The sequence below is a fragment of the Pseudomonas sp. PA-1-3F genome (assembly GCF_021609665.1).
Taxonomy (GTDB): domain Bacteria; phylum Pseudomonadota; class Gammaproteobacteria; order Pseudomonadales; family Pseudomonadaceae; genus Aquipseudomonas; species Aquipseudomonas paracarnis.
On the sequence record NZ_WJZD01000013.1, the window covers coordinates 142,065 to 154,329 of the forward strand.

General features: G+C 60.2%; 11 protein-coding genes and 2 pseudogenes. 8 read left to right on the forward strand and 5 right to left on the reverse strand.

The annotated features are described in order from the left end of the window. Positions 1-65 precede the first annotated feature (65 nt). Positions 66-494, reverse strand: a complete 429-nt coding sequence (locus GIV26_RS11680) for a GNAT family N-acetyltransferase (RefSeq protein WP_236280580.1) — start codon at positions 492-494, stop codon at positions 66-68. Positions 495-796: 302 nt separating this feature from the next. Here GIV26_RS11680 and GIV26_RS11685 point away from each other — a divergent pair, with 302 nt between their 5' ends. The 6 genes and pseudogenes from GIV26_RS11685 to GIV26_RS27360 all read left to right on the forward strand — a co-directional run. Further along, positions 797-1,726: a fatty acid desaturase gene (locus GIV26_RS11685; RefSeq protein ID WP_236280583.1), complete on the forward strand. Its 930-nt coding sequence runs from the start codon at positions 797-799 to the stop codon at positions 1,724-1,726. A 9-nt stretch (positions 1,727-1,735) separates the two neighbouring features. Beyond that, positions 1,736-2,527 (forward strand): phosphate/phosphite/phosphonate ABC transporter substrate-binding protein, encoded by a 792-nt coding sequence (locus tag GIV26_RS11690; RefSeq protein ID WP_236280585.1) that lies wholly within the window; start codon positions 1,736-1,738, stop codon positions 2,525-2,527. 108 nt (positions 2,528-2,635) lie between these two features. Beyond that, complete coding sequence (locus tag GIV26_RS11695; protein ID WP_096144831.1) at positions 2,636-3,157, forward strand: sigma-70 family RNA polymerase sigma factor; 522 nt, start codon at positions 2,636-2,638, stop codon at positions 3,155-3,157. 110 nt (positions 3,158-3,267) lie between these two features. Continuing rightward, positions 3,268-4,218: an aliphatic sulfonate ABC transporter substrate-binding protein gene (locus GIV26_RS11700; protein WP_236280588.1), complete on the forward strand. Its 951-nt coding sequence runs from the start codon at positions 3,268-3,270 to the stop codon at positions 4,216-4,218. 188 nt (positions 4,219-4,406) lie between these two features. Continuing rightward, a pseudogene (locus GIV26_RS27355) lies at positions 4,407-5,180 on the forward strand (PAS domain-containing protein); the annotation flags it as partial. Between the two features lie 150 nt (positions 5,181-5,330). Beyond that, positions 5,331-5,726, forward strand: a pseudogene (locus GIV26_RS27360) (methyl-accepting chemotaxis protein); the annotation flags it as partial. 106 nt (positions 5,727-5,832) lie between these two features. Here the strand turns inward: GIV26_RS27360 and GIV26_RS11710 are convergent. The 4 genes from GIV26_RS11710 to GIV26_RS11725 form a co-directional block, all read right to left on the reverse strand. Next, positions 5,833-6,294: a hypothetical protein gene (locus GIV26_RS11710; RefSeq protein ID WP_236280591.1), complete on the reverse strand. Its 462-nt coding sequence runs from the start codon at positions 6,292-6,294 to the stop codon at positions 5,833-5,835. Positions 6,295-6,426: 132 nt separating this feature from the next. Beyond that, positions 6,427-7,833, reverse strand: coding sequence for an MFS transporter (locus GIV26_RS11715; protein ID WP_198790625.1), 1,407 nt, complete (start codon positions 7,831-7,833; stop codon positions 6,427-6,429). A gap of 88 nt (positions 7,834-7,921) precedes the next feature. Next, complete coding sequence (locus GIV26_RS11720) at positions 7,922-8,554, reverse strand: glutathione S-transferase family protein (protein ID WP_034128505.1); 633 nt, start codon at positions 8,552-8,554, stop codon at positions 7,922-7,924. Positions 8,555-8,803: 249 nt separating this feature from the next. Continuing rightward, entirely contained in the window at positions 8,804-9,835 is a 1,032-nt protein-coding gene (locus GIV26_RS11725; RefSeq protein WP_161975083.1) for a LacI family DNA-binding transcriptional regulator, read from the reverse strand. A gap of 225 nt (positions 9,836-10,060) precedes the next feature. Here GIV26_RS11725 and GIV26_RS11730 point away from each other — a divergent pair, with 225 nt between their 5' ends. Together GIV26_RS11730 and GIV26_RS11735 are read left to right on the forward strand one after the other, a co-directional pair. Continuing rightward, on the forward strand, positions 10,061-10,594 hold the full coding sequence (locus GIV26_RS11730) for a gluconokinase (RefSeq protein ID WP_034128504.1): 534 nt from the start codon (positions 10,061-10,063) through the stop codon (positions 10,592-10,594). An 84-nt stretch (positions 10,595-10,678) separates the two neighbouring features. After that, positions 10,679-12,031, forward strand: a complete 1,353-nt coding sequence (locus GIV26_RS11735) for a GntP family permease (RefSeq protein WP_014719640.1) — start codon at positions 10,679-10,681, stop codon at positions 12,029-12,031. Positions 12,032-12,265 lie beyond the last annotated feature (234 nt).

The window sequence follows — 12,265 nt, forward strand, 5'->3', positions numbered from 1 at the left end:
TGGGCCAGCTACCTTATTTGTAGCTGATACACCGCTATCGCAGGCAAGCCAGCTCCCACATTCGATCAGTGTTTATTCAGGACTGGGGCATTGAGCCCCATCGCAATCATCGGCTTATTGCGCTTGTAACGCACCAGCCGTTCACTCAGCGATTGCGGCAAAACCGTGTCCTGGCTGAACCCCATGCCCTGATACAACCCTTCCAGGTCCGGATGGCACAGCAACCAGACCGTCCCTTCACAACTCGCCACGGCCTCGCCAATCAGTCGCGCCGCCAGCTGCTGGCCACGATAAGTCGGCGCCACAAACACCCCCGTCAGCCACTGCCCACCCACCACCGGGCTCAAGCACAAGCCGGCCACGATCTCGCCATCTCGCACTACCCACAAACGGCCGCCCTTGAGCGCCTTCATCGACGAATTGTGGTGGCGATAAAACTTGTTCAGCAGTGGCCATAGAGGCTCGGCCAGCGGTTCGATGTGCAATGGGGGCATGGGGTTCAGACAAGCATTATCCAGGGCAGGGGATTATAAGCGCCTTCTGCCGGGCAATAGGTGGTATACCCAGTGCTACATCCCCTGTTAGTGGAGCATGCATCATGGCCAAAGGTATGGATTCAAAGAAAGCCGCGAAGAAAAAACCGGCAAAGACCGCGGATGAAAAACGCGCGGACAAGAAGACCAAAAAATCCGAAGCAGGCTTGTTCGGTCACTGAGTTACACGCTTAGAACCAAACGATCTGCAAGATTTTCCCGCCTCATTGCACAGAGCAGGAAACACCTGCTCTGAGCTGCCGATGGCCAATTACCTTGATCCGACCCACCGCCGGGAAATCGAAGCCCTGGCGACGACCTTTGTGGCAAGAACCGAGTGGCCGACCTGGCTGCTGTTGATCGGCGTGTATGCCGGCTGGTTTGCGGTGATCCTTGGCAGCCGGTGGCTGGGCGTGTGGCTGAGCATGTTGCTGCTGATTCCGCTGCTGACCCTGTGGCTATCAGTGCAGCACGAATTGCTCCACGGTCACCCGACCCGTTCGTTATGGCTGAATAAACTCCTCGGCTATGCCCCTTTCGCGGTGTGGTATCCCTACACGCTGTACCGCGACAGCCACCTGTTGCACCATAACGACCATGACCTGACCCTGCCGGGCATCGACCCGGAAAGCCGCTACCTCAATCAGCAGCAATGGAACAACAGCTCACTGTTCGAACGTGGCGTGCATTGGCTGACCAAGACCGTGCTTGGCCGTTTCCTGCTGGCTGCGCCGTTGGTCATTGGCCGGTTGGCACGTCACGAGTTTCAACGCCTGCCCCAGGTATGGCCGATGTGGCTGGTCCACGGCGCCGTCACTGTGCTGATGCTGAGTTTCATCGCCTACTACAGCGCGCTTGCGGTGTGGCATTACCTGCTGCTAGTCAGCGTGCCAGCCTTGTCCCTGGCCTCAATCCGTTCCTACTATGAGCACCGCCCCCATCCTCGGCCGGAACAGCGCACAGTGCTCAACGAAGCGTCCTGGCCCTGGGCCTGGCTGTTTCTCAACAACAATCTGCACCTGGTGCACCACGATCTGCCAAAGTTGCCGTGGTACCTGCTGCCCAGGGTGTACCGTGCCCGGCGCAAGCAGTGGCTGGCGCGCAGCGGTGGTTTCCTGGTGCAAGGCTACGGCCAGTTGATCAGCCGTCACGGCCTCAAGGCCATCGACAGTCCCCTGCACCCGTTTGCCTGAGAGGCGACCATGAGTGAGCACTACGCCGACCTGCGCATGTACGTTGCGCCCGAGCCCATCCAGCAGGCCAATCAATACTGGCTGGCGCGCATCCTTGAGCGCTTGAAGCTGCATCGTCTTGATGCCGACCACCTCGACTTGCGCGGCCTGTGGCTGGCGCCGCAATTGCTCGTCAGCCAAACCTGCGGCTACCCGCTGATGACCCAACTGCGCGGCCAGGTGCGCATCATTGGGCGCCCCCGTTACGAGTTGGCCCACAGCAGCCACGGCGAACATTGCAGCCTGCTGTTAACTCGCGCTGACAACCCGCGTACCCGCCTGGCCCAGTTCTACCAGAGCCGCGGCGTGATCAACGGCCACGACTCCAACAGCGGTATGAACCTGCTGCGTGACTGCCTGGCGCCGTTGCAGCGCGACGGGCGTTTCTTCGCCAGCGTCGGCATCAGCGGTGCCCATCGCGAGAGCTTGCGCTGGCTGTGTGAAGGCCGCGCCGACCTCGCCGCCATCGACAGCGTCACCTACGACTACCTCGCCCGATTCGCCCCAGCAGAGGTCGCGGGCCTGCGCGTCATCGCCCGCAGCGCGCCGAGCCCGACTTTGCCTTACATAGGCGCGCTGGGCTTGAGCGATGCGCAGGTAGCGCAGATTCGGGAGGCGATGAACCTGGCGTTGCAGGACCTGCCGCAGGTGGCGCAAACCCTCGGTATGCGAGCTGTGCTTCCTGCCAGCGAAGATGACTACCAGGTGGTGTTGGATTACCAGCGCAAAGCCGCCAGCAACGGCTATCCGGTACTTCAATAAGGTTATATAAGAATGCGTTTTAAATATTATTAAAGCATAAGTAGCCTTGCTAGGATTGCTTCACCGGAACACCGGACATACCGCGCAACCTACTCAGAAGGAGCCACTATGTCCGGCGCCGATCGTGCTCACAGCGACTACGTGGGCTCATTGTTTCGCATTCATTACCCTTGGCTGTGCAGCCGCTTGCACCGCTACCTCAACTCCCGTGCCCACGCCGAAGACATCGCCGTCGACGCGTTTGTCCAGCTCTTGAGTGCACCTCAGGTAGCGCCGATACGACAGCCCCGCGCATTGCTTACCACCATTGCCCAGCGCCTGGTGTACCAGGTGTGGCGCCGGCGTGACCTGGAGCGTGCCTACCTCGCTGTGCTGGATGACGATGCAGCCTGCGCCGAGGACCGGGCGCAGGTACTCGAAGCCCTCCAAGCCATCGATCTATCGCTCGACCGCTTGCCGGCCAAGGTCAAGACGACGTTCCTGTTGTCCCGCGTCAACGGCCTGACGTACCCCCAGATCGCCGCCGAACTGGGGATTTCCCAGCGCTCGGTCAGTGACTACATGGCCCGCGCTGTTACCGGACTTGAATCCCACCCCGATCAAATGTGGGAGCTGGCTTGCCTGCGATAGCGGTGAGCCAGCCAACACCTCTGGCCATGTCAGGCCGCCATCGCAGGCAAGCCAGCTCCCACACTTCCTGTGCTCACTTTGAATCTGATCGAACCACCAAGAGGCAACTTATGAAAGCAATCAGACACCTGCTGGGCAGTTCGCTGCTGGCATTGGCAGTACTGGCGCAACCCACCTCGGCGGCCGAACCTTCCACGCTGCGCATCGGCTACCAGAAAAGCTCGGTCAGCATGGTGCTCGCCCGTGAGCACAAGCTCTTCGAAGCCGCACTGCCGGGCACCCAGGTGCAGTGGACCGAATTTCTCGGTGGCCCGCCGCTGATCGAAGCGCTCAACGCCGGCAGCCTGGACATCGGCAATATTGGCGATATCCCGCCGATCTTCGCCCAGGCAGCCGGGATCGACTTGCAGTATTTTGCCGTCGAGCCCAACGAGGGCAAGGCCGAAGCAGTGCTGGTGCCCAAGGCCAGTACCGTGCAGAACGTGGCCGAACTCAAGGGCAAGCGCGTGGCATTGCTCAAGGGCTCCAGTGCACACAACCTGTTCCTCAAAAGCCTGCTGCACGCCGGGTTGCAGTGGAAGGATGTGAACGTGGTGTACCTGTCGCCTTCCGACGGCCGCGCCGCGTTCGAACAAGGCAAGGTGGACGCATGGGTAGTGTGGGACCCGTACTACTCGGCCGCCGTGATCGACGGCTCGGCACGCGTGCTGCGGGACGGGCAAGGGTTGAACCCTGCGGGCAGTTTCTTCGTGGTCAACCACCCGTTTGCCAAGCAGCACCCAGAGGCCATTGCCACGATTATCCAGACGCTTGGCAAGGCGCAGCGCCTGTCGCTTGATGAGCCTGACGCGAGCATCACGCTGATGGCCGGCACCCTGGGCCTGCAACCGGCGGTGATCAAAAGCTACTTCGAACATCGCTCGCCCGAGCCGATCCGCCCCTTGGCGGCCATCGACATTGCCAACCAGCAACGCACCGCCGACCTGTTTTTTGCCAACGGCCTGATCCCGAAAAAAGTCGATGTGCAGCAGGCTGTCTTCAAGCCCCTTGATCATCCCTGAGCAGCAATGCTGGCGGATTAGTGGCCTTGCAGAGTGCCAAGGCCTGTCTATGCTCACCCAGAACCGTTAACGACGCTTGGCCGATAAAGCGTTTCCAATGGTTATTTCCCCATGCAGGTGTACCAGAAATATCCAACGTATGAATGGAATGCGCCCTCCAGGCGCCGGGAATCTAGGGTGATCTGACCATGTTCAACCGCCAGCACAAATCCGACCTGCAAGAAATCCAGCGTTTTTCCTGTGCCCTCACCGAAGCCAACGCCAAGCTTGCCGCCATCAGTCGCTCCATGGCGATGATCGAGTTCGACCGCACGGGAGTGATCCTGAATGCCAACGAACGCTTTTGCCAAACCATGGGCTACAGCGTCGAGGAGATCCGTGGCAAACATCACCGCCTGTTTTGCGAGGAGGCTTATACCCACACCGATGCCTACCACCAGTTGTGGCGCGATCTGGCGCGAGGCGAGGCGCTCAGCGGCACCTTCATGCGCCTTAACAAGCGCGGTGAGCAAGTGTGGCTGGAAGCCAGCTATTTGCCGGTGCTGGACAGCGACCATCAGGTACGCAGTGTGATCAAGGTGGCGGCGGATATTTCCGCACGGGTCCATCACGAACACGAAAACCAAAGTCTGATCGACGCCATCAGCCGTTCCATGGCGGTAATCGAATTCACTCCCCAGGGCCAGATCCTCAATGCCAACGACAACTTCCTGCGCACGGTGCAGTACACGCGCGAAGAAATCATCGGCCAGCATCACAGCATGTTTTGCCACCGCAGCGAAGTCGAGTCCCCGGCGTATAAAGCGTTCTGGGCTTCACTCAATCGCGGTGAATTTCACTCCCACCGCTTCGAACGTAAAAACAAATACGGCAAGACCCTGTTTCTGGAAGCCTCTTACAACCCCATTTTCGACACCCATGGGCGCTTGTACAAAGTGGTGAAGTTCGCCAGCGATATCACCGAGCAAGTCAGCACCCTGCGCACGGCTGCCGATTCGGCGCACGCTACTTCGGTACAAAACGATGCCTGCGCCCGCAAGGGCTCGCAGGTGGTGCAGCAAACGGTGCAGATCATTGAAGCCATGTCCCACGACCTTAACCAGGCGGCACAGAGCATCGATGCGGTGAGCAAACAGTCAGACATCATCGGCGCCATCGTGCAGACCATCCGCAGCATTGCCGAACAAACCAACATGTTGGCCCTGAATGCGGCGATTGAAGCCGCGCGCGCGGGCGAGCACGGGCGGGGGTTCGCGGTGGTGGCCGATGAAGTGCGCAGCCTTGCCGCTCGCACCAGCCAGGCCACCGTTGAGATCGTGGACGTGGTGCGCAAGAACCATGACCTGTCGTTGAGCGCCGTGTCGAGCATGCAGTCGAGCTTGAGCCGTACGGGCCTGGGCGTGGAGTTGGCGAACGAGGCGGGGCAGGTGATCCTGGAGATCCAGGAAGGGTCACGGCATGTGGTAGATGCGATCAGTCAGTTCAATTCGACGCTGCAATTGCAATAGCGCAGCCGCCGCTCTATGTGGGAGCAGGCTTGCCTGCGATAGCATCACCTCGGTCCTGCAGATCCACCGAGTTGTTTGCATCGCAGGCAAGCCAGCTCGCACCTGTTTAGATCGCGGCCAAGGTTTCTTTAAGTGTCTGGGCTGGCGAAGCAGTAGCCTTCGCCGCCACCTGCTGCTGTTGCTGCTCTTTCAAGCGCTCGGCCACTTGTTTGGCGATGGCGTCTTGTTTGTCCTGGGGCATCGCCTGCACTTGTTCTTCGGTCAGCCCTTGTTCCTTGAGTAACTGTTCACGAATACGTTCGGCTGGGGTCTTGCTCATGTATTCGGTGAACTCGGTACGTGCCCCATTAGTTGTGGCCTGTAACTGCACGCGGGTCTTGGCGAAGGCTTCGTCGATGCGATCGCTGGCCTTGTCCAATTCCCTCTGCGCGGCGGGCACTGTCACGCTGTGTTGCACAGCCTGCAGGGCGCCGCTGTACAGCGCACTGGCGGCGGCGTTGGCGGGGTCCATGTCGGGTCGCGTGATCTGTTGCACGTTCGACGCCGCTTGAGTGTTGTTAACCAGCATGATCGGTCACCTATGAAAACAGACGGTGCGACAGCTGGAGCAAATACTGTGCCGGTTGCCAGACCCCAGTGTTTACTGGGGCTGGCGTCGTCGGCGCGGCAAGCCTTCTCCTTGTGCGGCCAACCGTTGCCGTCAGTGAGCGATGTTCTCCAGCGCCAGGTTGCGCGTGCGCGGCCCAAACCAACTGATGGTAATCATCACTATCAACATGCTGCTGGCAATAAACGCCAACACGCCCGGCGTGCCCAGGTGCTCGAGGATAAAACCGATCAACAGGCTGCTGAACACCGTGGATAAACGGCTGAACGAATAACAGAACCCGACCGCTCGCGCACGGATATTGGTGGGGAACAATTCGCTCTGGTACGAGTGATAACTGAAGCTCAGCCAGGCATTGCAGAAGGTGATCATCACCCCGCAGAAAATCAGCCCTAACGCCGTGGTTTGCAGGGCAAACAGGCTGCCGAAAATCACTGCACCCATGGCCGATCCGACAATTTGCCACTTGTTCTCGAAGCGGTTGGCCACCTTGACGAACAACAGCGGGCCCAGCGGGTAGGCGAGGGTGATGATGAAGGCGTAGAGCAGGCTGTGGGTCACGCTGACACCCTGGCCCGAGAGCAAGGCCGGCAGCCAGTTGCCGAAGCCGAAGAAGCCGATGGCCTGGAATACATGAAACACGATCAGCATCAAGGCGCGGCGACGGTAGGGCGGCTGCCAGATATCGGCGAAACGGCCATTGCCCTGCACGCTGATCGCTTCGGGTTCCGGTTCGTCCAGCGGCTTGCCTTGGTCTTTTCGGCAGCGTGCCTCCAGGTTGTTCAGGATCGTGTCGGCCTCTTCAAAGCGTCCCTTTTGTGCAAGCCAGCGCGGTGATTCCGGCAGGCGCTTGCGCAGTTGCCAGATAAACAACGCAAACACCGCACTTGAGAGCACCACCCAGCGCCAGCCCGCGATACCGAAAGGCGCCTGTGGCACCAGCCACCACGACATCAACGCCACGGCCGGTACGGACAGAAACTGGATAAAAAACGCAAAGGCAAACGCCGAACTGCGCATACGTTTGGGCACCAGTTCCGAGAGGTAGGCGTCGATGGTCACCAGTTCGATGCCAAGGCCAATGCCCACCAGAAAGCGCATGCAGATGATGCCCAAGGCCGAGGTTTGAATGCCCATCAACACCGTGGCCACCGTGTACCAGACCAACGCAAAGGTGAAAATCGCGCGTCGCCCGAAGCGGTCAGCGATGGGGCTGAGCAGGCTGGCGCCGAGGAACAGGCCGAGGAACGTGGCCGATGCGAAAGCGGCTTGGTCCGAGAAACCGAAAACACCTTCGCTGCCGGTATGAAAAATCCCGTCGCTGATCAGGCCAGGGCTGATATAGGCGGTTTGGAACAGGTCATACAGCTCGAAAAAACCGCCGATGGAGAGCAACGCCACCAGGCGCCAAATAGTGGCGACGGCGGGCAGGCGGTCGATGCGGGCGCTGATGTGGGCGGCGCGGGTTGGGTCTGAGACGCAGGCGGCGAGTGTGGGCATGAATAACCTTCAGTTGGGCGAGTTGGAAGCTTCGAGCTTTAAGCCAAACCGCTATTGGGCTTGGAGCTTAACGTGCGCAACTGCTTCTCTAATTGTGGCCGTCGAGCGCGAACGTCTTGAAACCGGCGTGCTGGCTGAGGCGTTGGTAATACGCCGCGATGGCGGGGTAGGGTGGCCGCTCCATGGGTGTCATCTGCCACCGATGTACCGAAAGGCCTATCAAGATGTCAGCGAGGGTGAACTCTTCGCCGGCGACGTAGGCGCCGGTCTTGGTCAACTGTTGTTCTAGCAAGGCCATCTTGTCATTCCAGGCCTGCACACCCGCCTGGATGCGTTGCGGGTCCTGATAGTCCGGGTTTTGACGCACCAGTGCGTGGAACGCATAGCCCCACGAAGGGTTGAGTTCGGTGGCTTGCCAGTCCATCCACTGTTCGACCCGTGCACGCAAGGCAGGCTCAACGGGTAGCAAGTCATGGCGCTGGTAGAGGCCGACAAGGTAGCGGCAGATGGTATTGGACTCCCATAGCACGCCATGGTCGTCGATCAGCACTGGCACCTGGGCGTTGGGGTTCAAGGCGAGGAAATCGGGGGATTGGGTAGGCTTGAAACCGATGCCCCAGTCTTCGCGCACGTAATCGATGCCCAACTCCTGGCAGGTCCACAGTACTTTTCGCACGTTGATTGAAGAGGTACGACCCAAGATTTTCAGTGAATGGCCCATGGTGCTTCCCTGGCATCTAAGAGAGTGACCAATCTAGCAGGGGCCGGACACGGCGGCGAGGGTGTGAAGCGAGCACGGCCGAAAATGTGGGAGCTGGCTTGCCTGCGAAAGCGGTGGTTCAGTTGAAGATGCGTTGACTGACCCACCGCCTTCGCGAGCAAGCCCGCTCACACAGGGGACCTGTGCCAGGCGCTGATTCTGTGGACACTACATGGCCCGCTCTCACATTGATTGCGTTCGGCTCGACGCTCAGGTGCTCTCGCGCACCTGCAACTCAAACCCCATATCCACCACTGGCTTGGCCACCTTGTTGCCCGCCATGATCGTCAGCAGATGCTCTGCTGCTCGACGTCCGATCGCTTCCCGTGGGGTGCTGATGCTGCTCAGGCGCGGCACCATGAATGACGAGGCGGGTAGGTCGTTGAAGCCCAGCACCGCCACACGTTCAGGCACCTTGATGCCATGGCGCAGGGCTTCGAGCAGGGCGCCCTGGGCCAGGTCGTCGTTGCCGAAGAAGACCGCGTCCACATCCGGATGGGCGGCCAGCAGTTGCAAAAACAGTTCGCCTCCCAGGCCCACGGAAGACGGGCGTGGCGTCAGCAGCTCCAGCGCCGGATCGTACATGCCGGCCTGTTGCAAGGCGCGGCGAAAGCCTTCGCCACGCAGCAAGGTGCGTTGGTCCAGTTGTGCGCCGATATAGGCCAGGCGCTTGCGCCCCCGGGACAGCAAGTGCGCCGCCGCGGTCTCGCCGGCGGCCAGTTGCGAGAAGCCCACACAGTTCACCCCGGCATTGGGGTCCAGATCCATCATGTACACACAGGGCACATTGCTGGCCTCGACCATTCGTCGCGCGCTTTCGGTGCGGTCAAAACCGGTCAGCAACAAACCCCGTGGCTGGTAGGCCATGTAGTTGCGCAGCAGGTCTTCTTCTTCATCGCGCGAATAATGGGAGTTGCCGATCAGTACTTCAAAGCCCTTGGGCCGCAGTACCTGATGGATAGCTTCCAGGGTTTCGATAAACAGCAGGTTGGACAGTGACGGCACCAGCACCACCACCGAATGGCTCTGCGCCGAGGCCAGGGCGCGGGCGGCGGGGTTGACCACGTAGCTCAGTTCGGCGGCGGCCTGTTGCACTTTTTCCACCAGTTCGGTGGCCACGGTGCTGATGCCGCGCAGGGCACGGGAGGCCGTGATCGGGCTGACGCCGGCCAGGCGCGCAACTTCATTGAGGGTAGGGCGGCCCGTCGTGCGGGTATTTTTATCGTTCTTGGAGGTCATCAGGCGGCTTGCCAAACAAAAATCGAGGCACTAAGGTAGCGCTGTCTCCAAAGGGCTGCAAATTCTTGGATAAAGGGTTGCCTGATCCTGTCCAGCTCTTGAAGTCAATCTGTTGGAACGGATGCACGCGTCACTCCATAAAAATGACAAGTCGGCGCGGGAAAAGCCTGTTTTTGCACTAGCCTTACGCTATGCAAAGGTAGCGCTATCTGCGTCCTGAGGTGTTTCATGAGTCAACCTGTTACCGCCCTGGTCATCATGGGTGTTTCCGGCTGTGGCAAGTCCAGCGTCAGCCAAGCCCTGTGCGCCCTTAACGGCGCCACTGCCATTGAAGGCGACAGCTTTCACCCTGCCGCGAACATCGAAAAGATGAGCGCCGGCCACCCCCTCAACGACGACGACCGCGCCGGCTGGCTCGACATCCTGTGCGATGAACTGCGTCGCGCGTTGAAAGCGGGCGAGCATCCTGTACTGACCTGTTCGGCCCTGAAGAAAAAATACCGTGACCACCTGCGCGAAGCTGCGCCGGGCCTGGGCTTTGTCTTCCTGGAGCTGACCCGCGAAGTCGCCGCCGACCGCGTGTCTCACCGCCCCGGCCATTTCATGCCGGCAAGCCTGATCGACAGCCAGTTCGCCACCCTTGAATCGCCCAAGGGCGAGCCGCTGACCCTGGCCTTGAACGCCAGTGAAGACAGCGTCGAGGAACTGGCCGCGCAGACCCATACCTGGTGGCGCAAGCACGGCTTTGAACCTACTCATTAATTTTTTGCCGGAAAAGATAGCGCTATCCCCGGCAGGAAGTTCAACACCCGCTTTAATAACAACAACAAACAGGAGAGACCCCCCATGTTTGGCATGTCCCACGAGTCTTACCTGCTGCTAGATGCAGTAGTCACTATCATTGGGTTGATCGTACTGATCACCAAGTTCAAGGTGCACCCGTTCATTGCACTGATCATCGCGGCCGGTTTCCTCGGCCTGACCTCGGGCATGCCCGTGGACAAGATCATCAAGGCGTTCCAGGACGGTTTCGGCGGGGTGCTCGGCTTTGTCGGCATCATCCTCGCGCTGGGCACGATGCTCGGCAAGATGATGGCCGAGTCCGGCGGTGCCGATCAGATCGCCCAGACCCTGATCCGCGCCTTCGGCAAAGAGAAGGTCCAGTGGGCCATGATGTTCGCCGCGTTCCTGGTGGGCATCCCGCTGTTCTTCGAAATCGGCTTTGTGTTGCTGATCCCGCTGGTGTTTATCGTCGCCCGGCGTACCGGCGTGTCGTTGATCAAGATCGGTATCCCGCTGCTGGCCGGTCTGTCGGCGGTGCACGGCCTGGTGCCACCGCACCCGGGCCCGCTGCTGGCCATCGGCGTGTTCGGTGCCGATATCGGCAAGACCATCCTGTACGGCCTGATCGTCGCACTGCCGACCGCCATCATCGCCGGCCCGATCTTCGGTACGTTCATCGCCAAGTACATCCCGGGCAACCCGTCCCAGGAACTGGTGGACCAACTGGCCCGCGAGACCGATAACAAGTCGCTGCCCAGCTTCAGCATCACCCTGGTCACCGTGCTGCTGCCGGTGTTCCTGATGCTGCTCAAAACCTTTGCCGACATCGCGTTCGCCGAAGGCAACGTGGTACGCAACTGGATGGACATGATCGGCCACCCGATCACCGCACTGTTGCTGGCTTTGCTGTTATCGCTGTACACCTTTGGCCATCGTCAGGGCATCCACTCCAAGCAGATCCTCAAGCTGCTCGACGCCAGCCTTGCGCCGACCGCCGCGATCATCCTGATCATCGGTGCCGGTGGTGGCTTCAAGCAGATGCTGGTGACCAGCGGCGTGGGCGACGTGATCGGCCATATGGCGGTGAACGCGCAGATCAACCCGATCCTGCTGGCGTGGCTGGTGGCGGCGGTGATTCGGATTGCCACCGGTTCAGCGACGGTCGCGACCATTACCGGCGCGGGCATTGTGGTGCCAGTGGTGGGGATGATCCCTGGCGTCAACCGCGAGTTGCTGGTACTGGCGACGGGCGCGGGTTCGTTGATCCTGTCTCACGTCAACGATGCGGGGTTCTGGCTGGTCAAGCAGTACTTCAACATGACCGTGGCCGAGACGTTCAAGACCTGGACGGCGATGGAGACCATTCTGTCGATCGTGGCGCTGATCTTCATCATGTTGCTGTCGTTGGTGGTGTAAGCCACACCCCAAAGCAAGAGTGGGAACTGATCAAATGTGGGAGCTGGCTTGCCTGCGATGACGGCCTGCCAGCCCACGCCAATCTACCTGACACTCAGCGATCCAACTGTGGGAGCTGGCTTGCCTGCGATGACGGCCTGCCAGCCCACGCCAATCTACCTGACACTCAGCGATCCAACTGTGGGAGCTGGCTTGCCTGCGATGACGGCCTGCCAGCCCACGCCAATCTACCTG